The 24,483-nt window shown below is 70.3% G+C and carries 19 protein-coding genes; 5 read left to right on the top strand and 14 right to left on the bottom strand.

Going from position 1 to position 24,483, the window contains the following annotated elements:
• Window positions 1–162: 162 nt before the first annotated feature.
• A complete protein-coding gene (gene dnaE / locus ACFXPL_RS14695) occupies window positions 163–3,699 on the bottom strand; it encodes a DNA polymerase III subunit alpha (protein WP_384917985.1) in 3,537 nt (1,178 codons plus the stop codon).
• A 283-nt stretch (window positions 3,700–3,982) separates the two neighbouring features.
• Here dnaE and ACFXPL_RS14690 point away from each other — a divergent pair, with 283 nt between their 5' ends.
• From ACFXPL_RS14690 to ACFXPL_RS14680, 3 genes are all read left to right on the top strand, one after another.
• Window positions 3,983–5,350: a DUF2252 domain-containing protein gene (locus ACFXPL_RS14690; protein ID WP_384917982.1), complete on the top strand. Its 1,368-nt coding sequence runs from the start codon at window positions 3,983–3,985 to the stop codon at window positions 5,348–5,350.
• 290 nt (window positions 5,351–5,640) lie between these two features.
• Window positions 5,641–6,327, top strand: a complete 687-nt coding sequence (locus ACFXPL_RS14685) for a hypothetical protein (RefSeq protein WP_384918154.1) — start codon at window positions 5,641–5,643, stop codon at window positions 6,325–6,327.
• Window positions 6,328–6,440: 113 nt separating this feature from the next.
• Complete coding sequence (locus ACFXPL_RS14680) at window positions 6,441–7,256, top strand: DsbA family protein (RefSeq protein ID WP_384917979.1); 816 nt, start codon at window positions 6,441–6,443, stop codon at window positions 7,254–7,256.
• 90 nt (window positions 7,257–7,346) lie between these two features.
• On the opposite strand, the gene ACFXPL_RS14675 is transcribed toward ACFXPL_RS14680, so the two are convergent.
• Window positions 7,347–7,916, bottom strand: a complete 570-nt coding sequence (locus tag ACFXPL_RS14675) for a dienelactone hydrolase family protein (protein WP_384917976.1) — start codon at window positions 7,914–7,916, stop codon at window positions 7,347–7,349.
• A gap of 58 nt (window positions 7,917–7,974) precedes the next feature.
• Here ACFXPL_RS14675 and ACFXPL_RS14670 point away from each other — a divergent pair, with 58 nt between their 5' ends.
• Window positions 7,975–9,126: a mechanosensitive ion channel family protein gene (locus tag ACFXPL_RS14670; protein ID WP_384917973.1), complete on the top strand. Its 1,152-nt coding sequence runs from the start codon at window positions 7,975–7,977 to the stop codon at window positions 9,124–9,126.
• A gap of 108 nt (window positions 9,127–9,234) precedes the next feature.
• On the opposite strand, the gene ACFXPL_RS14665 is transcribed toward ACFXPL_RS14670, so the two are convergent.
• From ACFXPL_RS14665 to ACFXPL_RS14645, 5 genes are all read right to left on the bottom strand, one after another.
• A complete protein-coding gene (locus tag ACFXPL_RS14665; RefSeq protein ID WP_384917969.1) occupies window positions 9,235–10,821 on the bottom strand; it encodes a Na+/H+ antiporter in 1,587 nt (528 codons plus the stop codon).
• 160 nt (window positions 10,822–10,981) lie between these two features.
• Complete coding sequence (locus ACFXPL_RS14660; protein WP_384917966.1) at window positions 10,982–11,452, bottom strand: GNAT family N-acetyltransferase; 471 nt, start codon at window positions 11,450–11,452, stop codon at window positions 10,982–10,984.
• On the bottom strand, window positions 11,449–12,390 hold the full coding sequence (locus tag ACFXPL_RS14655) for an RluA family pseudouridine synthase (protein WP_384917964.1): 942 nt from the start codon (window positions 12,388–12,390) through the stop codon (window positions 11,449–11,451). Before ACFXPL_RS14655 ends, ACFXPL_RS14660 begins: the two co-directional genes overlap by 4 nt.
• Window positions 12,391–12,552: 162 nt before the next feature.
• Entirely contained in the window at window positions 12,553–13,125 is a 573-nt protein-coding gene (lspA, locus tag ACFXPL_RS14650; protein ID WP_384917961.1) for a signal peptidase II, read from the bottom strand.
• Between the two features lie 137 nt (window positions 13,126–13,262).
• Window positions 13,263–14,078 (bottom strand): TraR/DksA family transcriptional regulator, encoded by an 816-nt coding sequence (locus ACFXPL_RS14645; protein WP_384917958.1) that lies wholly within the window; start codon window positions 14,076–14,078, stop codon window positions 13,263–13,265.
• Between the two features lie 625 nt (window positions 14,079–14,703).
• Here ACFXPL_RS14645 and ileS point away from each other — a divergent pair.
• On the top strand, window positions 14,704–17,871 hold the full coding sequence (ileS, locus tag ACFXPL_RS14640; RefSeq protein WP_384917955.1) for an isoleucine--tRNA ligase: 3,168 nt from the start codon (window positions 14,704–14,706) through the stop codon (window positions 17,869–17,871).
• 359 nt (window positions 17,872–18,230) lie between these two features.
• Here ileS and ACFXPL_RS14635 read toward each other — a convergent pair whose 3' ends face one another.
• The 7 genes from ACFXPL_RS14635 to ACFXPL_RS14605 form a co-directional block, all read right to left on the bottom strand.
• Window positions 18,231–19,541 (bottom strand): DivIVA domain-containing protein, encoded by a 1,311-nt coding sequence (locus tag ACFXPL_RS14635; protein ID WP_384917952.1) that lies wholly within the window; start codon window positions 19,539–19,541, stop codon window positions 18,231–18,233.
• 49 nt (window positions 19,542–19,590) lie between these two features.
• On the bottom strand, window positions 19,591–19,887 hold the full coding sequence (locus ACFXPL_RS14630) for a YggT family protein (protein WP_329826038.1): 297 nt from the start codon (window positions 19,885–19,887) through the stop codon (window positions 19,591–19,593).
• Window positions 19,888–19,980: 93 nt separating this feature from the next.
• Window positions 19,981–20,592 carry a cell division protein SepF gene (locus tag ACFXPL_RS14625; protein WP_384917950.1) on the bottom strand — a complete coding sequence of 204 codons (612 nt, stop codon included), beginning with the start codon at window positions 20,590–20,592 and terminating at the stop codon, window positions 19,981–19,983.
• A 124-nt stretch (window positions 20,593–20,716) separates the two neighbouring features.
• Entirely contained in the window at window positions 20,717–21,436 is a 720-nt protein-coding gene (locus tag ACFXPL_RS14620) for a YggS family pyridoxal phosphate-dependent enzyme (RefSeq protein WP_384918151.1), read from the bottom strand.
• Window positions 21,437–21,459: 23 nt separating this feature from the next.
• Entirely contained in the window at window positions 21,460–22,188 is a 729-nt protein-coding gene (gene pgeF / locus ACFXPL_RS14615) for a peptidoglycan editing factor PgeF (RefSeq protein ID WP_384917947.1), read from the bottom strand.
• Window positions 22,185–23,396 carry a cell division protein FtsZ gene (gene ftsZ, locus ACFXPL_RS14610; protein ID WP_384917944.1) on the bottom strand — a complete coding sequence of 404 codons (1,212 nt, stop codon included), beginning with the start codon at window positions 23,394–23,396 and terminating at the stop codon, window positions 22,185–22,187. Before ftsZ ends, pgeF begins: the two co-directional genes overlap by 4 nt.
• A gap of 276 nt (window positions 23,397–23,672) precedes the next feature.
• Window positions 23,673–24,464: a cell division protein FtsQ/DivIB gene (locus tag ACFXPL_RS14605; RefSeq protein WP_384917941.1), complete on the bottom strand. Its 792-nt coding sequence runs from the start codon at window positions 24,462–24,464 to the stop codon at window positions 23,673–23,675.
• Window positions 24,465–24,483 lie beyond the last annotated feature (19 nt).

Genomic DNA, 24,483 nt, shown 5'->3' with positions numbered 1-24,483 from the left:
GGGGGGCTCCCGCGTACCCCCCCCGCGCCCGCCCCCACCGCGCCCCCCCCGCGCGGGCCCAACACCCCCCCCCCCCCCCCGGGGGGGGGGGGGGGGGGCCCCCCCCCCCCCCGGCCCCCGCCCCTCCTTCGGTCCGTGCGGGACCGGTCGTTCCGAAAGCTCCTAGCCGGCCAGGCAGGCGGGGCCGAGCAGCACCTTCAGGTCGCCGAAGAGCGCCGGGTCGGGCTGGACCCGGTGCCGGTCGAGGCGGAGCACGGTGGTCTTCCTGGCGCCCTGGAGCTTGATGCGGACCTCGGAGTTGCCCCGGTGGTGGCTCAGGATCTCGCCGAGCCTGCTGACCATGGGCGGGGTGAGCTTCACCGTGGGGATGGTGATGGTGACGGGCGCGTCGGTGCCCGCCGAGGAGACGTCGGGGACCTGGAGTTCCATGGCGACGAGCCGGGGGACGTCCTCGCGCTTGTCCAGCCGGCCCTTGACGAAGACGACCGTGTCCTCGACGAGCTGGGTGGAGACGAGCTGGTAGGTCGCGGGGAAGAACATGCACTCGATGGAGCCGGCCAGGTCCTCGACGGTGGCGATGGCCCAGGCGTTGCCCTGCTTGGTCATCTTGCGCTGGAGGCCGGAGATGATGCCGCCGACGGTGACGACCGCGCCGTCCCCGTGTTCTCCGCCCGTGAGCTGGGAGATCGACGCGTCGGCCTTGTCGGACAGCACGTGCTCCAGGCCGAAGAGCGGATGGTCGGAGACGTAGAGGCCGAGCATCTCGCGCTCCTGCGCGAGGAGGTACGTCTTCTCCCACTCGATGTCGGAGAACTCGATGTCGAGCCCGAACCCCGGTTCGCTCGTCTCCTCGTCGCCGCCGCCGAAGAGGTCGAACTGGCCCTCGGCCTCCTTGCGCTTGACCTGGACGACGTTGTCGATCATCGGCTCGTGGTGGGCGACCAGACCCTTGCGGGTGTGGCCCATCTCGTCGAAGGCGCCGGCCTTGATCAGCGATTCGACGGTGCGCTTGTTGCAGACGACCGCTTCGACCTTGTCGAGGAAGTCGGGGAAGGTGGCGTACTTCCCCTTCGCCTTGCGGGACCGGATGATCGAGTCGACGACGTTCTGGCCGACGTTGCGGACGGCGGTCAGGCCGAACAGGATCACGTCGTCACCCTGGGCGGCGAAGTTGGACAGCGACTCGTTGACGTTGGGCGGCAGCACCTTGATGCCCATGCGCCGGCACTCGTTGAGGTAGACCGCCGACTTGTCCTTGTCGTCCTTGACCGAGGTCAGCAGGGCGGCCATGTACTCGGCGGGGTAGTTCGCCTTGAGGTACGCCGTCCAGTAGGTGACCAGCCCGTACGCCGAGGAGTGCGCCTTGTTGAACGCGTATCCGGCGAACGGCACCAGGACGTCCCACAGCGCCTTGATCGCCGCGTCCGAGAAGCCGTTCTTCTTGGCGCCCGCCTCGAACAGGACGAAGTTCTTCGCCAGTTCGTCGGCCTTCTTCTTGCCCATCACGCGGCGCAGGATGTCGGCCTCGCCGAGCGAGTACCCGGCGACGATCTGGGCGGCCTTCTGCACCTGCTCCTGGTAGACGATCAGGCCGTAGGTGAGGCCGAGCACCTCCTTGAGGGGCTCTTCCAGCTCCGGGTGGATCGGGGTGATCTCCTGGCGGGCGTTCTTGCGCTCCGCGTAGTTCGTGTGCGAGTTCATGCCCATCGGGCCCGGCCGGTAGAGGGCCGAGACGGCGGAAATGTCCTCGAAGTTGTCGGGCTGCATCTGGCGCAGCAGCGAGCGCATGGGGCCGCCGTCGAACTGGAAGACGCCGAGCGTGTCGCCGCGGCAGAGCAGTTCGTACGTCTTGGGGTCGTCCAGCGGCAGGGAGAGCATCTCCAGGTCGATGCCCTTGTTGGACTTCACCATCTTGACGGCGTCGTCCATGATCGTCAGGTTGCGCAGGCCGAGGAAGTCCATCTTCAGCAGGCCGAGCGACTCGCACTGCGGGTAGTCCCACTGGGTGATCGTCACGCCGTCGGTGTGCCGGACCCAGACGGGGACGTGGTCGGTGATCGTCTCGCTGGACATGATCACGCCGGCCGCGTGCACACCCATCTGCCGGACCAGGCCCTCCACACCCTTCGCGGTGTCGATGACCTTCTTGACGTCCGGCTCGTTCTCGTACATCCCCCGGATCTCGCCCGCCTCGCTGTAACGCGGGTGCGAGGGGTCGGTGATGCCGTTGAGGTCGATGCCCTTGCCGAGGACGTCGGCGGGCATGGCCTTCGTGAGCCGGTCGCCCATCGCGTACGGGTAGCCCAGCACGCGGGCGGAGTCCTTGATGGCGTTCTTGGCCTTGATCTTGCCGTACGTGCCGATCATGGCGACCTTGTCGGCGCCGTACTTCTCGGTCACGTACCGGATGACCTCACCGCGCCTGCGCTCGTCGAAGTCGATGTCGACATCGGGCATGGAGATGCGCTCGGGGTTGAGGAACCGCTCGAAGATCAGTCCGTGCTCGATCGGGTCGAGGTCGGTGATGCCCATGGCGTACGACACGATCGAACCGGCGGCGGAGCCACGGCCGGGGCCGACCGCGATGCCGTTGTTCTTCGCCCACATGATGAAGTCGGCGACCACGAGGAAGTACCCCGGGAAGCCCATGTCGATGATGATGCCCATCTCGTACTCGACCTGGCGCATGCGGTCTTCAGGGATGCCGTTCGGGAAGCGCCTGGCCATGCCGCGCATGGTCTCCTCGCGGAACCAGGAGACCTCGGAGAAGCCCTCGGGCACCTCGAACTTGGGCATCAGGTTCCGCTCCTGGAACCAGCCCTCGGGGTCGATCTGGTCGGCGACCAGGCGGGTGTTGGCGCACCCTTCCTGCCAGGCGTCGGAGAGGTCCACGGCGTACATCTCGTCGGTCGACTTGAGGTAGTAGCCGGTGCCGTCGAAGCGGAAGCGGTCCGGGTCGGAGAGGTTCTTGCCGGTCTGGATGCAGAGCAGCGCGTCGTGGGCGGTGGCCTCGTTCGCGTACGTGTAGTGGGAGTCGTTGGTGACCAGCGGCGGGATGCCGAGCTTCTTGCCGACCTCCAGCAGCCCGTCGCGCACCCGGCGTTCGATCTCGATGCCGTGGTCCATGAGCTCCAGGAAGTACCGGTCCTTGCCGAAGATGTCCTGGTACTCGGAGGCCGCCTTCAGCGCCTCGTCGAACTGGCCGAGCCGCAGCCGCGTCTGGAGCTCACCGGAGGGGCAGCCGGTCGAGGCGATGAGGCCCTCGGACCACTTGGCGATGGTCTCCTTGTCCATCCGGGGCCACTTCTGGAGCCAGCCCTCCTTGTACGCGTCCGAGGAGAGCCGGAAGAGGTTGTGCAGCCCGGTCCGGTTCGCCGCCCAGATCGTCTTGTGGGTGTAACCACCCGAACCGGACACGTCGTCCCGCTTCTGGTGCGGCTGGCCCCACTGCACCTTCCGCTTCAGCCGCCGGGACTCGGGCGCCACGTACGCCTCGATCCCGATGATCGGTGTCACGCCCGCCTTCGTCGCCTGATGGAAGAAGTCGTAGGCGCCGTGGAGATTCCCGTGGTCGGTCATCGCGATATGGGACATGCCCATCTCTTTGCACGCCTTGAACATGTCCCCCAGCCGCGCGGCACCGTCCAGCAGCGAGTACTGGGTGTGGACATGCAGGTGCGTGAAGGGCGGCTTGGTCACGGCGGGGGCCTCCAGTGAGCGGGCGACACGGTGGTTTCCCGGGGGCGGGCCCGGGGGGTCTCCCGGCGCTGCGGACAGTCCGGGGAGACAGCCCCGAAGTCTACGTCGCACGACCGACAACGGGCGGGCACCGGGTCGGCCCGGCGGGCGATCGGAGCCGGCCCGGCGGGCACTCGGGGACAGCGTCGCGCGTTGCCCCCTGCGAGGGCACGGACGTGCCCTCCGGGGGCCTGCCGCCCCCGTGGCCGCCCGGCCACCCACCGTCACCAGGAGGCACCCCGCGATGTCGGTCCCGCGACCTGTCGAAGCAGCCGAGAAGCAGCGCGCAGAGGAGATTCTCGCCGTCTTCGACACCGCGTTCGGTGAACTTCTGACGGCGGATCCAGCAGCCTTCCGGGTGAAGTTCCGCAAGATGGCGGCCTCCGCGTTCGCCTTCTACCGGGGTACGGCGTGCCTGTTCTACAGGGACCTGTCACAGGAGGGCGCCGGGTCCGGGGAGCCCGGGTCCGACGAGCCGTTCCTCGACGAGCGGACGGGCCGGGTGTGGATCCACGGTGATCTGCACGCGGAGAACTTCGGCACGTACATGGACGCCAACGGCCGGCTGATCTTCAACGTGAACGACTTCGACGAGGCGTACATAGGCCCGTTCACCTGGGACCTGAAGCGGTTCGCCGCCTCGCTCGCGCTGATCGGCTACACGAAGGCGCTCAGCGACCCGCAGATCACCGAACTGGTGGAGATCTACGCGGGCGCCTACCGCGAGCGGATCCACGCGCTGGCGACCGGCGCGAAGAACGACGAGGTGCCGCCCTTCACCCTGGACACGGCCGAGGGCCCGCTGCTCACCGCGCTGCGCTCGGCCCGCTCGCTGACGCGCTTCTCACTGCTGGACTCGATGACGGAGATCCGGGAGTACGAGCGGCGCTTCGCGGCGGGCGGTGGCTCCATCGAGCTGGACGCGGCCACCCGGTACAAGATCCTCGCAGCGTTCGACGGCTATCTGGAGACGCTTCCGGAGTCCAGCCTGACCCGTCCCGACTCGTACCGCGTGAAGGACGTCGTGGGCCGGCGGGGCATCGGCATCGGCTCGGCCGGGCTGCCCTCGTACAACATCCTCCTGGAGGGCAACAGCGACGCCCTGGAGAACGACGTCGTGATCTACCTGAAGCAGGCGCAGACCCCGGCGGTCTCCCGGCACCTCACCGACGGGGCCGTCCGCGACTACTTCCAGCACGAGGGTCACCGCACGGTGATCTCGCAGCGGGCGCTCCAGGCGCACGCGGACCCGTGGCTGGGCTGGACGGAGCTGGACGGGGCGGGGCAGCTCGTCGCGGAGGTCTCGCCGTACGCGGTGGACCTGGACTGGTCGGACCTGGACGACCCGGAGGAGATAGCGGCGGTCGTCGCGGACCTCGGCCGGGCGACGGCGACGATGCACTCGGCGGCGGACGACGAGAGCGGGCACTCCCTGGTGCCGTTCTCCACGGAACGCGCCATCGACGCGGCGATCGCGGCCGACGAGGACGGCTTCGGAGCACTGCTGGTGGACTTCGCGCACACGTACGGAGCGCGGGCGAGGGCGGACCACCAGATCTTCGTGGACCTGTTCCGCAACGGCCGGCTCGCCCAGGGCGTGTTTCGAAAGTAGCGCCGTCCGCCCGTAGGGCGGGGCCTGCGGCGTCCGGTGCACTGCACTCGCTCCGCTCGCTCCGTCTCGGCACACTGAATCCTCCTTCGGATGCCGAGCGCGATCGCGAGGAGGAGGATCGGCACCCTCGATGGCCCGGACGTACTCGGACGACTCCGACAACGCGGCGAGCGTGCGTGCGTGCCAGGCGTCGCGGGCCAGGCGGGACTTTCGAAACACGCCCTAGAACACGTCTCCTTCCGTGATGCTTTAGGGATCGTTTACAGGGACCCATGGCACACTCGGCGACGATGGACATATCCGGGACGCGGCTCAGAGCGGCGCGGGCAGCACTCTTCACGGCGCTGGTCGTGACGCTGTCCGCGGGCTCGCACGTGCTGCTGTCCCGCACCCCGCTGCCGCTCTCCCTGGTCGCCGGGCTCGGCGCCGCCGTGTTCGCGCTCACCTACGCGGCGGCGGGCCGCGAACGTGGCTTCTGGCGGATCGCCGCCCTGCTCGTCCCGCTGGAACTGGCCGCCGACACCGTCTTCACCAGCGGCCAGCGCGTCTGTTACGGCGCCTCGGGCGGCCCCGTGGCGGGGTCGCTGCGCTCGGTCGGCCTCGACGTGCTGTGCGGCGGCGGCCTCGGCGCGCCGCTGCCCGGGGTGGCCTCGCCGCGGTCCACGGCCGCCGCGCTGCTGGACAGCCCCGACCCGGCCCTGCCGTGGCTGCTGCTGGCCGGTCACGTCGCGGTCGGGCTGCTCGCCGCGGCCTGGCTGCGGCACGGCGAGACGGCGCTGTCCCGGCTGGTCAGGGCCGCGGCCGTGAGCGCCTTCCGGCCGCTGCTGATCGCGGTGGCCGTGGTCTCCACGGCCACCCGGGCGGTACGCCGCGCCGCACGGCCCGCGGGCCGCCCGCGCCCCTCGCGTCACCGGCTCCTCGTGCACTCCGTGGGACGGCGGGGCCCGCCCGGCCCGGCGCTCGGCCTCGCCGCCTGAGGCTCTTCCCGAGCCGAAGTCCGAGCCGAACGCCGAGCCCGAGCCGAACCCCGGCCCCGGCACCCCTCCCCGCCCCCGGCGGCATCACGCCATTCCCCACGGAGCGAATCATCATGAGCGCACGCAACAACCAGGCCAACAAGGCAGCCGCACGCGAGCGGCTGCGCGCCGAGCGCGAGCAGCAGGCGAAGAAGGACAAGGTACGCCGCCAGCTCGTCGTCATCGGCTCGGCCGTCGTCGTCCTCGCGATAGCCGGCGGCGTCGGCTACGCCGTCGTCCAGTCCAACAAGCCCTCCCACTGGGAGGCGATGAAGGACGAGAAGACCGTCGTCGCCCCCAAGAACACCGAGGGCACGAACGGCACGACCGTCGTCATCGGCAAGAAGGACGCCAAGAAGACGCTCGAACTGTACGAGGACTCCCGCTGCCCCGTCTGCGCCACCTTCGAGCAGGCCGTCGGCGAGACGGTCCACAACAACGTCGACGCCGGCAAGTTCAAGATCAAGTACGTCGGCGCGACCTTCATCGACAACTCCGACAACGGCGAGGGCTCCAAGAACGCCCTGTCGGCGCTGGGCGCGGCGCTCAATGTGAGCCCCGAGGCGTTCCTGGAGTACAAGACCGCGCTCTACTCGGCGAAGTACCACCCCGAGGAGACGAGCGACAAGTTCGCCAAGGACAGCTACCTCCTCGAAGTCGCCGACTCGGTGGGCGCGCTCAAGGGCGACGCTGCCTTCAAGAAGGACGTCGAGAACGGTACGTACGACGCCTGGGCGATGAAGATGTCCGCCGCCTTCGACAAGAGCGGCGTCAAGGGCACGCCCACCCTGAAGATGGACGGCAAGAAGGTCACGACCGAGGGCAGCGACAACCCGCCCATGACCGTGGCGGAGTTCAACGCCGCGATCACCAAGGCGCTCAAGGGCTGAGCCCGAGCACCGCGCGCCCGCTGCCCCCGCCGGTTCGCACGGCGGGGGCGGCACGCCGCTACTGACCGGCGGCCGGCACGTGGCAGGGGCTCAGAGCGAGTCGATGAAGGCGAGCCCGGTCCGCCAGGTCTCCTCCGCGGCCCGCTCGTCGTGGTCGGGCAGCTCCGGGTCGGTGAAGAGGTGCCCGGCCCCCGGATAGCGGTAGACCTCCACGTCCGCCCCCACCTGCCGCATCCGGAGGTACCAGGCGGTCAACCAGTCGTGCGGCTCGAACGGGTCGGGGTCGGCCACGTGAAGCTGTACGGGCAGCTCGTCCACGGACGCGTTCTCCGCGATGTCTGACGTGCCGTGCAGAAGCAGCAGCCCGCGCGCCTTCGCGTCGCCCAGCGCCAGGTTCTGCGCGATGGAACCGCCGAGCGAGAGCCCCACGTACACCAGCCCGCGCTCGGAGTACGGCGCCGCGGCCAGCACCGCCCGGCGCAGCAGCTCCTCCTTGCCGATCCTGTCCTTCAGCTTCATCCCCTCCTCCACGGTCGAGACCGTTTCCCCCTCGAAGAGGTCGGGCACGCGCACCTCGTGCCCGGCGGCACGCAGCCGGTCGGCGGCGGCGTGCACCGCCGGGCGGAGACCGTAGACGGAGTGGAAGAGCATGATGTCCATCCGGACATCCTGCCAGCCCGCCCGCACCCGGCCCGCATGAGAGGGACACATCGGAGTCATGGAGAACGCACTGCGCCCACTGATCGTGCTCGGCGGCACGGTCCTGCTCACGCTGGCCCTCGGGTGGGCCGTGGACCTGGTACTGCGCCGCGCGGACCAGCGTCACCCCGAGACCCCGCTGTGGGGGCTGCTGCGGCGCTGCGGAGTGCCGCTCCAGGTGCTGGTGCTGACGTCGCTGCTGCGCGGTACGTACCGCGAGACCGGCTGGTACCTCATGACGCACTACCAGGCCGAGATCGGCCGGGTGCTGTCCCTGGTGGTCATCGGCTCGGGCGCCTGGCTGGTCGTACGGGTCGTCTCCGTGGTCGTGGAGTCGACGTACGCCCGCTACGCGACCTCGACCCGCGATCCGGCCCGGGTGCGCCGTGTGCGCACGCAGGTGACGCTGATGATGCGCATCGTGATCGCCGTCGTCGTGGTGATCGCGGTCGCGGCGATGCTGCTGACCTTCCCCGATCTGCGCAGCATCGGTACGTCGATGCTGGCCTCCGCGGGCATCATCGGCATCGTCGCCGGTGTCGCCGCGCAGTCCACGCTGAGCAATCTCTTCGCCGGGTTCCAGATCGCCTTCGGCGACATGGTGCGCATCGGGGACACGGTGGTGGTCGACGGCGAGTGGGGCGTGGTCGAGGAGGTCACGCTCACCTTCCTCGCCGTACGGACCTGGGACGAGCGGCGCATCACCATGCCCGTCTCGTACTTCACCTCCCAGCCCTTCGAGAACTGGTCGCGCGGCGGGGTCCAGATGACCGGCACGGTCTTCCTCCAGCTCGACCACAGCGCGCCCGTGCCGCTGATGCGCGAGAAGCTCCAGGAGATCCTGGCGGAGTGCTCGGCGTGGGACGGCCGCGACTGGAGCCTGGCGGTCACGGACACCACCCCGACCACGATCGAGGTGCGCGCGGTGGTCACGGCCAAGGACGCGGACGACATCTGGAAGGTGCGCTGCGCGGTACGGGAGCAGATGGTGGCCTGGCTGGCCGCGCACCATCCGTACGCGCTGCCGAGGATCGTGGGCGAGGTCGCCGCGCCGCCGGCCGCGCGTGGCCGGGTGGCCGCGCCCAGGGAGAACACCGAGGACGGCGGCAGCGGCACCGAGGGCGACCGGCAGGCCAGGGCGGGCGGGGAGGCCGACACCGGCCGCGGCTGACGGGGAGGCCGGCGCGGGCCGTGCTGACGGCGCCCGCGTCCCGTACCCGGGCCGACGGCCCCGTACCTGCGCCGCGGCCCGTATCGCGTACTCCGGTCCGTCCGTCTGTCAGTGCATGCTGCGTACGTCGAGCTGGCGCAGGACGCGGTCGACGATCTCCGGGTCCGCGCCCGGCTCGTTACGGGCCGACAGGACCTCGTGGCGGGCCGCCGACATCATCTCGCGCTGGATGCGCTGTACGGCACGGCCACGGGCCACCCGCTGCGCGGCCCACTCGCGGCGCTCGTCGTCCGCCAGGTCGGGGCTGATCCGCAGCCCGATGTCGATGGCCACGCGCGACAGCCGCTCGCTGATCTCCTCCGGGACCTCCTCCACCGTCTCGATCTCCTTGAGCCGGCCCTTGGCGGCCTTCGCGGCCCGGAGCGCGAGCGCGTGCTCCAGCTCGTGCTCCGCCTTCGTGTCCGCCTGTACGCCGAGCTTCCGCACCAGCCAGGGCAGCGTCAGCCCCTGGACGACCAGGGTCGCCATGATCACCGCGAACGCGATGAAGATGATCTCCTCGCGGCCCGGGAACGGCTCTCCGTTCTCCGTCTCCAGCGGGATCGCGAGCGCCAGGGCGACGGAGGCCACCCCTCGCATCCCGGCCCACCACATGACGACGGTCTCGCGCCAGCTCGTCGGGATCTCCTCGTCGTAGTCCCGGAGCTTGTGCATCCGCTTGGCCAGCCAGGTCGCGGGCAGCAGCCACAGCAGCCGTACGAACACGACGACCCCGACGACCACCGCGCCCCAGCCGAGCATCTCGAACGTCCGGCTCTCGGCCGCCCCGAACGCGTTGTGCAGCTCAAGACCGATGAGGCCGAAGGCGACCCCGGTGACGAGCGTGTCGACGACCTGCCAGAAGGAGTTGCCCGCCAGCCGTCCCATGACGTCGTCGGCGTCCGCCGTGTGCGTGGCGAGGAAGAGCGCGATGGTGAGGACGGCGAGCACCCCGGAGCCGTGCAGTTCCTCAGCCAGGACGTAGCTGACGAACGGCACCAGCAGCGACAGGCCGATCTGGAGGGTCGCGTCGCCGAGCAGCGACATCAGTTTGTTGGTGAGCCAGCCGAGCGCGAGCCCCACCGCCACGGCCACCACCGCGGAGAGGACCAGGGAGCCGACGGCGCTCGGCCAGGAGAAGGTGCCGCTGATGGCCGCCGCGATCGCCACGTGGTAGAGCACGATCGCGGTGACGTCGTTGAAGAGGCCTTCGCCCTCCAGGATGGAGACCAGCCGCCGGGGCAGCCCGAGCGATCCGGCGACGGCGGTCGCGGCCACCGGGTCGGGCGGGGCGACGAGCGCGCCGAGCGCGACCGCGGCGGCGAGCGGCAGGCCGGGCACGATCGAGTGGGCGACGGCCGCCACGGCCGCGGTGGTCACGAAGACCAGCGCGACCGCGAGCAGGAAGATGGGCCGCAGATTCGCCGTGAACTGCCGCCAGGAGGTGCGTTGCACGGCGGCGTACAGCAGCGGTGGCAGCAGGAGCGGAAGGATGAAGTCCGGCGGCACCTGCACATTCGGTACGAACGGCAGCAGCGCCAGGACGACGCCGATGATCGTCATCAGCACGGGCGAGGGCAGCCCCAGTTTGTCCCCGAGCGGAACGGTGAGCACCGCCCCGAGCAGCAGGACGATCAGCAGTGCCAACTGGTCCACGGTGGGCCCTCCGGTGGTCGAAAGCCTTGACGGCAGACAAGGGTGATCAAGGGGTGATCAAGGCCTCAAGCCTGCCATGGGCCGCCTGAGCCGCAGGCCAGGGGGCGAGCCACCGGGACCTGCCCCGCCTCGCCCGCCCGTGTCCGCTCCGTCCGAGCGGCTACAGCGGCCGGCGCATGGACCGGTGCGGAATGCCCGCGTCCGGGAACTCGGGGCCGTACGCCTCGTATCCGAGCCGTTCGTAGAAACCGAGCGCGTGCGTCTGCGCGTGCAGGTCCACCACCCGCAGGCCCCGCTCGCGCGCCGCGTCCTCGATGGCCCGTACGAGCGCGGCGCCGATACCGAGGCCCCGGGCCGCCGGGGAGACCGCGAGCCGTCCGAGGGAGCCGGTGCCCGGGTCGCCACCGGTACGGTCGGCCACGCCGGGCCCGTACAGCAGCCGTCCGGTGCCCAGCGGCATCCCGTCGTCACGTACGGCCAGGACCTGGACCGCGTCGCCGTCCCGGCCGTCGTACTCCAGCTCCTCGGGCACGCGCTGCTCGACGACGAAGACCTCTTTGCGGACCGCGAGGCACGCCTCGATGTCCGCCGGGTCCCGCGCGACCCGCAGCGTGTAGCCGGGCGCGGTCACGCGTTGCTCTCCGCCCTGACCTTGTCCAGCGCGCCCTGGAGGTCGTCGGGGTAGGTGCTCGCGTACTCGACCCAGCGCCCGTCCGACGGGTGCTCGAAGCCGAGGCGTACGGCGTGCAGCCACTGCCGGGCCAGCCCGAGCCGCTTGGCGAGCGTCGGGTCGGCGCCGTAGGTCAGATCGCCCACGCAGGGGTGACGGTGGGCGGACATGTGCACCCGGATCTGGTGCGTACGGCCCGTCTCCAGCTTGATGTCGAGCAGCGAGGCGGAGCGGAACGCCTCGATCAGGTCGTAGTGCGTGACCGACGGCTTGCCCTCGGCGGTGACCGCCCACTTGTAGTCGTGGTTCGGGTGGCGGCCGATGGGCGCGTCGATGGTGCCGCTCATCGGGTCGGGGTGCCCCTGCACCAGCGCGTGGTAGCGCTTGTCGACGACGCGCTCCTTGAACTGCGCCTTGAGCAGCGTGTACGCGCGCTCCGACTTGGCGACGACCATCAGCCCGGAGGTCCCGACGTCCAGCCGGTGCACGATGCCCTGGCGCTCAGCGGCGCCGGAGGTGGAGATGCGGTAGCCGGCGGCGGCCAGACCACCGATGACGGTCGTGCCGGACCAGCCGGGACTGGGGTGTGCGGCGACGCCGACCGGCTTGACGATCACGACGATGTCGTCGTCGTCGTGCACGATCTCCATGCCCTCGACGGGCTCGGCGACGATCTGTACGGGCGCGGGGGCGGCCGGCATCTCGACCTCCAGCCAGGCCCCGCCGCTCACGCGCTCGGACTTCCCGACCACGGAGCCGTCGACCTGGACCTTCCCGGAGGCGGCCAGCTCCGCCGCCTTCGTACGGGAGAAGCCGAACATACGGGCTATGGCGGCGTCGACGCGCTCGCCCTCCAGGCCATCGGGCACGGGCAGGGTTCTGATCTCGGGAAAGCTCACCTGTCGAGTATGCCTTGTGGCTACGACAGACCCGACCGCGCGCCCTTCGGACCCAAGATCCCCGGGCACCTCGACCCCTTCGCTCCTCGCACCCTCAGCCGGTGCGAACGGCCGGCCCCTGTGGACGGTCAGCCCCCGCAAGCGGTCAGTCCTTGTGAACGGTCAGTCCTTGTGGACGGTCCCGTCGGGGTCGAGCCCCCGGAAGGAGAGCAGCACGATCAGGATGCCGCCGCAGACGATGGCGGAGTCCGCGAGGTTGAAGACCGCGAAGTGCGCGGGCGCGATGAAGTCCACCACGGCGCCCTGGAAGACGCCGGGCGAGCGGAAGATCCGGTCGGTGAGATTGCCGAGCGCGCCGCCGAGCAGCAGCCCCAGCGCGATGGCCCAGGGCATGCTGTAGAGCTTGCGCGCCAGCCGGGCGATCACCACGATCACCGTCGCCGCGATGATCGTGAAGATGACCGTGAACGCCTCGCCGATACCGAAGGCGGCACCCGCGTTCCGGATCACCTCGAACTTCAGCAGATTGCCGATGACCTCGATCGGCTTGTGGTGCTCCAGCTCCGCGACCACCAGCATCTTGGTCCCGAGGTCCAGCAGATACGCCAGAACGGCGACGACGAAGAGCGCGACGATCTTGCGCTTGCCCTTCGGCCGCTCGGCCGGGGCCGGAGCGTCGTCGTCGCTGCCGCTGTCTCCGGACGGCGTACCGATGATGCGCTCCGCCTCTGCCACGTGAGTCCCTCAACTGCTGGAGTACTGGGTGCCTGACTGAGGACGAGAGTACGTCACCCCGGTACCCCCGTCCCCTAACCTCCGCCTGTCTTCGCGACCTCCGCCCGCCGTCGCGCCAGGCACCCGGCCGGCGGGGGCTACCCCCGCCGTTCCTGCTTCTGCTTGTCCTCCACGCAGAGGGTGGCCCGGGGGAACGCCTGCATCCTGGCCTTGCCGATCGGCTTTCCGCAGACCTCGCAGAGGCCGTACGTGCCCGAGTCGAGCCGCAGCAGCGCCCGCTCGGTCTGCTCCAGCATCTCGCGGGCGTTGGCGGCGAGCGACATCTCGTGCTCCCGCGTGATGTTCTTCGTACCGGTGTCCGCGTCGTCGTCACCGGCCCCGTCCCCGGAGTCCCGCATCAGCCCGGCCAGCGCGGCCTCCGACGAGGTGATCTCGGCGCTCAGCCGGGCGATCTCGCTCTCCAGCCCCGTGCGCGCCTCGGCGACCTCCTCCGGCGTCCAGGGGTCCTCGCCGGGCCGTACCGCGAGTTCCCCGGGGGGTGCCGCGGCGGCCTGTGCCGTGGACATCGCCGTGGCGCCGGCCGCGCCCGCGCCACCCGCAGTCTTCTTCGCTCCCACCGTGTTGGCTCCCGTCTGTTCCGCGGCTTGGGCCGCCCCCTCGGCCGCGGACGCGGCCTGCTTCGCAGGTGCCTTGCTCGCCGGCGTCTTCCTCGCAGGTGCCTTCTTCGCGGCCTTCTTCCCGCTGGCCGCTTTCCTGCCCGGAGCCTTCTTGGCCGGCGCCTTCGTGTCCGGTGTGCTCTCCGCCGTCGCCTTCTCGGCCGCGGCCTTCTTCGCGGTGGTCTTCTTCGCCGGCGCCTTCTTGGCCGGCGCCTTCTTGGCAGTCGTACGGGCGGTCGTACCGGCGGTCGCCTTCTTCACCGCCGTCTTCTTCGCGGTGGTCTTCTTCGCCACCATGGCCGCGGCCCCTTCACATAGCGCGATCTTGCTCGCGAATCGTGCTGGGACGATAAATCGACACCAGCCCCGCGGCAACGGGGCACGCCGCCTCTCCGGCCTCTCCCCATGGCACGAGAAGACCGGCCTCCATCCGTTGTGCCCAGCTCCCCGCCGGGTAATCCGCCGCCGGGCGCGCCACGCCGTACACGAGCGCCGGTATAACCGTTCGGGTCATACGCTCCGCCGTACGGCGCTCCCCCGCTCCCCCCGCCCCCTCCGCACTCCCTTCCGCGCTCCCCCGGCGCGCCCCGCTCCGCCCGGCCGCGGAAAACCGGTCGGCCCGGCGGAGCGCCGCCCCGTACACTGGGCCCAGCGAGAGGCGTGGATGGGGACGAGTAGCGTCGTACGCGGCCATGAGCGACCCGGGGACGGTGAGAGCCCGGGGGCAGAGCGCGATGTGAAGCATCACCCCGGAGCCGCCGGAAGAAAGCCCAGGCCACCGCGGGGCGAGTAGAACCGGCAGCGCGACCCCAATGAGGGGGCCGCGGGCGGCGACGTCCGGGGCCAAGGAGGGTGGTACCGCGGGAGCCCAGCTCTCGTCCCTTCGACGGAGATGCCGCAGTCCCGCCGGAGGAAGCGCCCCATGACACCAGAACCCTCGACGTCCGCGACCGCCCCCCGGTACCGCCAGGTGCCCGCCCAGGTCGATCTGCCCGCGCTGGAGCACGCCGTGCTCGACCTGTGGCGCGAGAACAAGGTTTTCGAAAAGACCCTCGAACAGTCGGAGGGCCGCCCCGAGTGGGTCTTCTACGAGGGCCCGCCCACCGCCAACGGCATGCCGGGCGCGCACCACATCGAGGCCCGCGTCTTCAAGGACGTCTTCCCGCGCTTCCGCACCATGCGCGGCTACCACGTGGCCCGTAAGGCCGGCTGGGACTGCCACGGCCTGCCCGTGGAGCTGGCCGTCGAGAAGGAGCTGGGCTTCACCGGCAAGAAGGACATCGAGGCGTACGGCATCGCCGAGTTCAACGCCAAGTGCCGCGAGTCCGTCACCCGGCACACCGACGCGTTCGCCGAGCTGACGACCCGCATGGGGTACTGGACGGATCTCGACAACGCGTACCGGACCATGGACCCGGAGTACGTGGACTCCGTCTGGTGGTCGCTCAAGGAGATCTTCGACAAGGACCTGCTCGTCCAGGACTACCGCGTCGCGCCCTGGTGCCCGCGCGACCAGACCGGGCTCTCCGACCACGAGCTGGCGCAGGGGTACGAGACGGTCGTCGACCCGTCGGTCTTCGTCCGCTTCCCGCTCACCTCGGGTCCGCTGGCCGGCCGGGCGTCCCTGCTGGTCTGGACGACGACCCCGTGGACGCTGGTGTCGAACACGGCGGTCGCCGCGCACCCCGACGTCCGGTACGTGGTCGCGACCGACGGCACGGAGCAGCTCGTCGTCGCCGAGCCGCTGGTCGGCAAGGCGCTGGGCGAGGGGTGGGAGACCACCGGCGCGTCCTTCACGGGCCGCGAGATGGAGCGCTGGACGTACGACCGTCCCTTCACCCTCGTGGAGTTCCCGGCTCAGGCGCACTACGTCGTCAACGCCGAGTACGTGACGACCGAGGACGGTACGGGCCTGGTCCACCAGTCCCCCGCCTTCGGTGAGGACGACCTCAAGGTCTGCCGCTCCTACGGCCTCCCGGTCGTGAACCCGGTCCGCCCCGACGGCACGTTCGAGGCGGACCTCCCGCTGGTCGGCGGGGTCTTCTTCAAGAAGGCCGACGAGGTGCTGACGGCGGACCTTAAGGAGCGCGGCCGGCTCTTCCGCCACGTTCCGTACGAGCACAGCTACCCGCACTGCTGGCGCTGCCACACCGCGCTCCTCTACTACGCACAGCCGTCCTGGTACATCCGTACGACGGCCGTCAAGGACCGCCTCCTGGAGGAGAACGAGCGGACGAACTGGTTCCCGGACTCGGTCAAGCACGGCCGGTACGGCGACTGGCTGAACAACAACGTCGACTGGGCGCTGTCCCGCAACCGCTACTGGGGCACCCCCCTGCCGATCTGGCGCTGCGAGGACAAGCACCTCACCTGCGTCGGCTCGCGCGCCGAGCTGACGGAGCTGACGGGTACCGACCAGAGCGGCCTCGACCCGCACCGCCCCTTCATCGACGCGGTGACCTTCACCTGTCCGCAGGACGGCTGCGAGCTGACGGCCGTCCGCGTCCCCGAGGTCATCGACGCCTGGTACGACTCGGGTTCCATGCCGTTCGCGCAGTGGGGCTACCCGTACCGGAACAAGGACCTCTTCGAGAAGCGCTACCCGGCGCAGTTCATCTCGGAGGCGATCGACCAGACGCGCGGCTGGTTCTACACGATGATGGCCGTCGGCACCCTCGTCTTCGACAAGTCGAGTTACGAGAACGTCGTCTGCCTCGGCCACATCCTCGCCGAGGACGGCAGGAAGATGTCCAAGCACCTGGGCAACATCCTTCAGCCGATCCCGCTCATGGAGCAGCACGGCGCCGACGCGGTCCGCTGGTTCATGGCGGCCGGCGGCTCCCCCTGGTCGGCGCGGCGCGTGGGCCACGGCACGATCCAGGAGGTCGTGCGCAAGACCCTCCTCACGTACTGGAACACGGTCGCCTTCCAGGCGCTGTACGCCCGTACGTCCGGCTGGGCGCCGAGCGCGGCCGACCCGGCCCCGGCCGACCGCCCGCTGCTCGACCGCTGGCTGCTGAGCGAGCTGCACGCGCTGGTCGACCAGAGCACGCAGGCGATGGAGGCGTACGACACGCAGCGCGCCGGCAAGCTGCTCTCGGCCTTCGTCGACGACCTGTCCAACTGGTACGTACGCCGCTCGCGCCGCCGCTTCTGGCAGGGCGACAAGGCGGCGCTGCGCACGCTGCACGACGTGGTCGAGACGGTGACGCGGCTGATGGCCCCGCTGACCCCGTTCATCACGGAGCGGGTCTGGCAGGACATGGTCGTACCGGTCACCCAGGACGCGCCCGAGTCGGTGCACCTGACGTCCTGGCCGCAGGCGGACCTGTCGGTGATCGACCCGGCGCTCTCCCGCCAGATGGCGCTGGTACGGCGGCTGGTGGAGCTGGGCCGGGCGACGCGGGCCGAGTCGGGGGTCAAGACCCGCCAGCCGCTGTCGCGCGCGCTGATCGCCGCGACGGGCTTCGACGCGCTCTCGCCCGAACTGCGCGCCCAGATCACCGAGGAGCTGAACGTCTCCGCGCTGGCGACGCTCTCCGAGGTGGGCGGCTCGCTGGTCGACACGACGGCGAAGGCGAACTTCCGCGCGCTGGGCAAGCGTTTCGGCAAGGGTGTGCAGGCCGTGGCGAAGGCGGTCGCCGAGGCGGACGCGGCGGCGCTCTCCGCGGCGCTGCGCGACGGTACGGCGTCGGTGACCGTGGACGGGGAGAGCATCTCGCTCGCCCCGGACGAGGTGATCATCACGGAGACCCCGCGCGAGGGCTGGTCGGTCGCCTCGGACTCCGGCGCGACGGTCGCCCTGGATCTGGAGATCACCCCGGAACTGCGCCTGGCGGGCCTGGCCCGGGACGCGATCCGCCTGATCCAGGAGGCCCGCAAGAACAGCGGCCTGGACGTGGCGGACCGGATCGCGGTGCGCTGGACGTCGACGGACGACGCGACGACGGAGGCGCTGACGGCGCACACGCCGCTGATCGCGGACGAGGTCCTGGCGACGGACTTCACCCCGGGCGAGGCGGACGACACGTACGGCACCCCGTTCGAGGACGAGGGCCTGACCCTCACGTTCCGCCTCCGCAAGGCGTAACACCCCACGGGGCCGGCCGGCTTCGGCCGGCCCCTTCAAGCCCGCCCGAGGCGCCTCCTCAAGCCCGTCCCGCCGCTCGTCCGGCTTGAGGACACTCCGGCCCGCCCGAGGCGCCCCCTCAAGCCCGTCCGGCGCTTGAGGACCGGGGCCCGGGGCGGAGCCCCGGTTCGGGAAGGGGCGGGTAGGGGAAAGCCCCGCGCAAGCGGCCCCCAGCCGCCACCGGCCCCGGCCTCCGGAGCCGCATCCGCGCACATCACACGCACGAGCGCAGGCACAGAAAAGGGCTGGGCCCAGGACAGAAGTCCCGGGCCCAGCCCTTCAAGCCGCCGACGGCTACGCGCACCGCACGCGCGAACCCGTCAGTTGTCGTCCTCGTCGATCAGGAACCCACGCATCGGCGACGGTGCCTGCTGCATCGGCTGCGGCGCCTGCGGCCGTACCGGTGCCATCGGCTGCGTCATCGCGGGCGACATCTGCTGCTGCCCGCCGTACGACGGTCCCTGGGACGGTGCGCCCATCGAGGGTCCGCCCATCGAGGGTCCGCCCATGGACGGGCCGCCGCCCATGCTGTGTCCCATCGCGCCCGCGCCGGCCGGAGCCATGGAGGGCGACGGCGGCAGTGAGGCGGCCGCCGGAGTGCGCGGCGGGGCGAGCGAGTCGTCCGCCTGGGTCTCCAACTGCCGGAGCTGGCTCTCCAGGTAGGACTTCAGCCGCGTACGGTACTCGCGCTCGAAGCCTCGCAGGTCCTCGACCTTGCGTTCCAGCGTCGCGCGCGCGGACTCCAGGGAGCCCATCGCCACGCGGTGCTTCTCCTGCGCGTCCCGCTCCAGCGCGTCCGCCTTGGCGCGCGCGTCGCGCTCCAGGCCTTCGGCGCGGCTGCGGGCCTCGCCCACGATCTTGTTGGCCTCGGAGCGCGCCTCGGCGATCGCCTGGTCGGCGGTCTGCTGGGCGAGCGAGAGGACGCGCGCGGCGCTGTCGCCACCGGGGCCCTGACCGGGCTGGCCCATCTGCGGGCCGTGACCGCCCATGGGACCGCCCATAGGTCCGCCCATGGGGCCACCCTGCTGCTGCATGGGTCCGCCCTGACCCATCGGACCGCCTTGGCCCATGGGTCCGCCCTGGCCCATCGGACCGCCCTGGCCCATGGGTCCACCCTGCATGGGGCCGCCCTGCATGGGGCCACCCTGCTGCATGGGTCCGCCCTGGCCCATCGGGCCGCCCTGCTGCTGCATGGGGCCACCCTGGCCCATCGGGCCCTGGCCGTGCTGCTGGCCGTGCTGCTGCTGGCCACGCGGGTCATGTCCCTGCGGGCCCTGGCCGTGGGCGCTCGGCCCGGCGGGGAGCTGCGGTGCGCCACCGGGCAGTTGGGGCGGGCCCATCTGCGGGGGCTGCTGCTGTTGCGGCGGTCCGGATATGGCGGCGGGCACCGGGGCCCCGGGTCGGTCCTGCTGCTCGGGCGGCTTACGCATGGACTGCTGCTGCTGGTTCTGCGCGGCGGCACGCGTGGCCGCGGCCAGCTTGGCGCGCAGGTCCTCGTTCTCGCGGAGCAGGCGGGTCAGTTCGGCCTCGACCTCGTCGAGAAAGGCATCGACCTCGTCCTCGTCGTAGCCTTCTCGGAGGCGGACGGTTGTGAACTGCTTGTTCCGCACGTCCTCGGGGGTCAACGGCATCTCTTCTTCACCTCTACGTAGTCGTCGGCAGTCGGCAAGACCGTTTCGTTCACATTCCCCTCGCAAGGTTGCTGACAACCGTGATGAGGATGTAAACGATGATCATCAGAACGAAGAAGGACAGGTCGAGTGCCACGCCCCCGAGACGCAGCGGCGGGATGAACCGCCGCAGAAGCTTGAGCGGTGGATCGGTGACAGTGTAGGTGGCCTCCAGAATGACCACCATCGCCTTGCCTGGCTGCCATGAGCGCGCGAACTGGAAGACGTAGTCCATGACCAACCGGAAAATCAGCACGATGAGGAAGCACATCAGCGCGATGTAGACCACCTGTAGTGCGATGCCCATCCCGCTGTTTCCCTCTCCCCTGGCTCACTCTGGCTCCGGTCGCTCCGGCGGGCCGTTCCCGCCGTGCGACCGGGTCGTTCCCGGTGCTGTGTTCTAGCTCTGGTTGAAGAACCCGCCCTCTGCGATACGGGCCTTGTCCTCCGCCGTGACATCGACGTTAGCAGGAGAGAGCAGGAACACCTTCTGCGTCACGCGCTCAATGCTGCCATGGAGACCGAAGACGAGTCCTGCGGCAAAGTCGACAAGTCGCTTCGCGTCCGTGTCGTCCATCTCCGTGAGATTCATGATCACCGGAGTGGCCTCGCGGAAGTGTTCCCCGATGGTACGGGCCTCGTTGTAGGTCCTCGGGTGGAGCGTGGTGATGCGGTAGGGCTCCCGCTCTGACACGACCTTGGGCATGATCACCGGTGCGTTCTTCTCCAGGCTGGGACGTTCAGGTGTGATGGATGCCACGGGGGCGATTCGTGCCGGACGTCCGCTTTCCGCCGCTAGCGGAACCGGCTCGCGCTCGCGCTGCGCGGGCGGTTGGGGCACGCGCACGGGTTCTTCCCGTTCGGGCTGGTGTACGGGCTGGTGACGCCGGTGCTCACGCTCCGGCTCCGGCTCGGGTTCGAAATCATCGTCGGGGTCGAAGCCCCGGCCGTCGTACCCATCGTCCTCCACGAGGCCGAGGTAGACCGCCATCTTGCGCATCGCGCCGGCCATGCTCTGGGTCCTCCGCTCTGTGGTGGATCGGCCTCGTCACCAAGTGCCCTCGATCCACTGGGTCTGACCGCCTTTCGGCGGAAATGACCATATTTTCTGCTGTGGTCCGACTCGCTTCGCGACGTTACCCGAGCCGAGGTCGGTCTCCGAGCACCGCAGTACCGACGCGTACATGTGTCGCTCCCGCCGCTACCGCGTCCTCAAGGTCCGCACTCATCCCTGCTGAGACCATGTTCGCAGCCGGATGGTCCGCCCGCAGGCGGGATGCCAATTCCAGCAGCCGGTCGAACGCGGCCCGTTGCCGGCCCGCGTACGGACCGGCGAGCGGCGCCACGGTCATCAGACCGTCGAGCCGCAGCCCCGGTGCGCCGGCCACCGCGGCGGCCAACTCCTCGATCCCGTCGGGCGCCACACCGCCCCGCGCCCCACGCTCACCGGACCCGGCGTCGAGGGCGACCTGAAGCAGGCAGCCGACCTCGCGCTCCGTGCGTACCGCCGCGGCGGAGAGCGCTGAGACAAGCTTGACACGGTCGACAGATTGCACCACATCGGCGTAACTGGCTACGGAACGGACCTTGTTCGTCTGCAATTGCCCCACAAAATGCCAGGTCAACGACAAATCTTCACAAGCCGCCGCCTTGGGGGCGGCATCCTGGTCACGGTTCTCGGCCACCTGCCGTACGCCGAGTCCGTGGAGCAGCCGGACATCGCTCGCGGGGTAGGTCTTGGTGACCACGATCAGGGTCACCTCCTCCCGCGCACGGCCCGCGGCGGCGCAGGCCGTGGCGATCCGCCGCTCCACCGTCGCCAGATTCGCGGCGAGTTCGACCCTTCGGCCCGCCATGTCCTCCATGTCCGCCCTGCTCATCAGGCCAGCCAGACATAGCCGGCGAGGCGGCCGGTCACGCGGTCACGGCGGTACGAGTAGTGGTCGTCCGACTCGCGGGTGCAGACCTCCGAGCGGTGCCGGTCCCGTACGCCGAGGGACGCGAGCTGTGCGTGCACACCGCCGACGACGTCGACGGACGGCGTCCCCCAACTGGTCTCGGCCCCGGCCTCCGGTACGACGGCGGCGACCTCGTCGCGCATCGTCGCCGGGACTTCGTAGCACCACCCGCAGACGGCGGGGCCGGTGCGGGCGGTGATCCTGGCGGGTTCGGCGCCGAGCGAGACCATCGCCTCGACGGCTGCGGGGACGATGCCCGCGACCAGTCCGGGACGCCCCGCGTGTGCCGCGGCGGCGACCCCGGCGACCGGGTCGGCCAGCAGGACGGGGACACAGTCCGCGGTGAGTACGGCGAGGGCGAGGCCGCGCCGTACGGTGACGACCGCGTCGACGGCGGGGATGTCCCCGTCCGTCCACGGTCCTTCGGTGACGGCCACGTCGCGGCCGTGCACCTGGTTCATCCAGACGACCCGCGCGGGGTCGATCTTCAGGGACTTCGCCGCCAGGTCCCGGTTGGCACGTACGGCGGCGGGGTCGTCACCGACCGCGCCGCCGAGGTTGAGCTCACCGAACGGAGCGGCGCTCACTCCGCCCCACCGGTCGGTGAAGGCGAAGTGCGCGCCGCTCAGCTCTTCGTACTGTCGTATCACTTCAGGAAGTCCGGGACGTCCAGCTCTTCGGCCTGGCTGTCCGGGAACGGACGGGCCGGCGGAACCTGCGGCGGGTTGACCGTGGTGAGCGGCTTCTCGCCGACCGGGGCGGGATCGACCCGGATCTGGCTCTCCTCGCGCGGCGGCACCGTACCGAGCCCGCTCACGGAACGGCCGGTGTCGGCGGAACGGTTCGGGGCCTGCTGCTCGTCGCGCTTGCCGGAGCCCGCGCCGAGCACGGTCTCGCGCCGGGTCGGCGGCTGTCCGCCGTCGAAGCCCGCCGCGATGACGGTGACGCGTACCTCGTCGCCCAGGGCGTCGTCGATGACGGCGCCGAAGATGATGTTGGCCTCGGGGTGGGCGGCCTCGCTGACGAGTTGCGCGGCCTCGTTGATCTCGAAGAGACCGAGGTCGGATCCGCCGGAGATGGAGAGCAGGACCCCACGGGCACCGTCGATGGACGCCTCCAGGAGGGGCGAGGAGATCGCCATCTCCGCGGCGGCCACCGCACGGTCGTCGCCGCGGGCGGAGCCGATGCCCATGAGCGCCGAGCCGGCCTCGGACATGACGGACTTCACGTCGGCGAAGTCCAGGTTGATCAGCCCGGGGGTGGTGATGAGGTCGGTGATGCCCTGGACACCCGACAGCAGCACCTGGTCCGCGGACTTGAACGCGTCGAGCACGCTGACCTGGCGGTCCGAGATGGACAGCAGCCGGTCGTTGGGGATGACGATGAGGGTGTCGACCTCTTCGCGGAGTTCGGCGATGCCGTCCTCCGCCTGGTTGGCGCGACGCCGGCCCTCGAAGGTGAACGGCCGGGTGACCACACCGATCGTGAGGGCGCCGAGCGAGCGCGCGATGTTGGCCACGACGGGCGCGCCGCCGGTGCCGGTGCCGCCCCCCTCGCCCGCGGTGACGAAGACCATGTCGGCCCCCTTGAGGACCTCCTCGATCTCCTCACGGTGGTCCTCCGCGGCCTTGCGGCCGACCGCCGGGTTGGCGCCGGCGCCGAGGCCACGGGTGAGTTCCCTGCCGACGTCGAGCTTGACGTCGGCGTCGCTCATCAACAGGGCTTGCGCGTCCGTGTTGATCGCGATGAACTCGACGCCCTTGAGGCCGACCTCGATCATTCGGTTGATGGCATTGACACCACCGCCGCCGACACCGATGACCTTGATGACTGCGAGGTAGTTCTGCGGTGCTGCCACGTCGAAGGCCTCTCGCCTCGATTTACGTGTCGTCGCGGCGCTGATGTGGCGCCGCGGCGACTGATGCCGATGGGACGGTCCGAAACGCCGACCCAAACCCTCACGTTGAAGTTCAGGGTTACCAGTGCGTCCGCTTCTTGGACTCTTCCGAACAGGACACTAAGTCGACAAGAGGCGCGCGTTCAACGAACACGCCGAACCTCCCGTTTTTCTTTTCACCCTATGTGATCACCCATAGCGCTGACCAACCAGGGTGCTGGCCAGCGCATATGCCCGTCAACTCCCCGAGGCGGCAGGCGCCGTGGGCGCGCTCACATCGAAGTGCCGCGCCCCGGGGACCGCTTTCATGAGGGCGGTGAGCGCACGCGCCTTGGCCGCGCCGTCCTCACCGCTCCCCCACATCACCGTACGTCCGCCGGTCAGCTCCAGGGAGATGGAATCGTACGAACGGACCCGGACGGCCCGGGTCCGTTCGGCCACCCCGCCGGGGAGTTCGCTCCGGACGGCCACCGCTTCACGCATCAGCCGGGCCGTTCCGAACCGATCAGAACCGGCCGATCGGCCGACCGTCATTTTCAGTACGGGAACACCGGCGGGTGCCTTGTCGACGGTCGCGAAACGGACACCATCGGCGTCCACTTCGATGAATTTTGAGTCTTTTCCGATGAGCAGCGCGGGTTTACGTTCGATCACTTTCAGACTGATCCCGTCCGGCCACGATCGCGCGACCTCGACGGAGTCGATCCGGGGGAGCCTCTGCCGCAGCCGGGACTCCACCGCGTCCGTGTCGACGGAGACCAGCGGCTCCCCGAGGGGTACCGCCGCCACCGACTCGACCTCGGCACGGCTGAGCACCTCGGCACCGGAGGTGGTCACCTTCGCGACCCGGAGCCACTGGGAGCCGTAGAGCGCCCAGAGCGCCCCGCCGGCCACCACGACCGCGGCGGCCACCGCGATCAGCAGCCGGGGGCGAGGCAGCCGGAACCGGCCACCCCCGCCCCCTTCGCCAGGGTGGCCGGAGGCCGGCTTCGGTCGTGCGCCGCGTTCGGCGGTCGTCCCTCCGGCCACGCTGCTGCCTCCTGCCTCC

It is taken from the genome of Streptomyces sp. NPDC059092 (assembly GCF_042756365.1).
In the GTDB taxonomy this organism is placed as follows: Bacteria; Actinomycetota; Actinomycetes; order Streptomycetales; family Streptomycetaceae; genus Streptomyces.
Note: the sequence above shows the minus strand (reverse complement) of the source record. Positions and strands in the feature narration are given on the sequence as shown.